The sequence below is a fragment of the Neisseria sp. P0021.S006 genome (genome assembly GCF_051956895.1).
Genome location: NZ_JBQCWZ010001118.1, coordinates 1 through 492 on the forward strand (window position 1 = coordinate 1; position 492 = coordinate 492).

At 58.9% G+C, this 492-nt stretch carries 1 protein-coding gene and 1 pseudogene; both read left to right on the forward strand.

The features are described from left to right. A pseudogene (locus tag ACTHUM_RS19035) lies at positions 1-124 on the forward strand (carbon-nitrogen hydrolase family protein); the annotation flags it as partial. A gap of 33 nt (positions 125-157) precedes the next feature. Continuing rightward, positions 158-492 (forward strand): crossover junction endodeoxyribonuclease RuvC (gene ruvC / locus ACTHUM_RS19040; protein ID WP_440403836.1); only part of this gene is annotated, 335 nt, incomplete at its 3' end.

A 492-nucleotide genomic window follows, 5' to 3' on the forward strand; every position in this document is an offset into this window, starting at 1 on the left:
CCCTTTGGGCGATGTGTTGGCGACGTTGCTGGAGGGCGAAGGCGTGATTTGTGCCGATTTGGATACTGCGCACCTGCAAAGCGTGCGCACGCGCCTGCCTGCCCTGAAACACCGATTACTTTAAACACGCACTATGTCCTAGTTCCAACCCACACGCATTCTCGGCATCGACCCCGGCAGCCGCGTGACCGGCTTCGGCGTGATCGATGTCCACGGCCGCGAGCATCATTATGTTGCTTCCGGCTGTATCAAAACGCCGACCGGCGCGTCGCTTTCCGAACGCATCGCCGTGATTGTCCGCCATATCGACGAAATCATCCGCCACTATCAGCCGCATCAGGCGGCCATCGAGCAAGTCTTCGTCAACGTCAATCCGGCCGCGACTTTGATGCTCGGTCAGGCACGCGGTGCGGCGATTGCCGCTTTAGTCATGCACGATTTGCCCGTATTTGAATACACCGCGCTTCAGGTCAAGCAGGCTGTGGTCGGCAA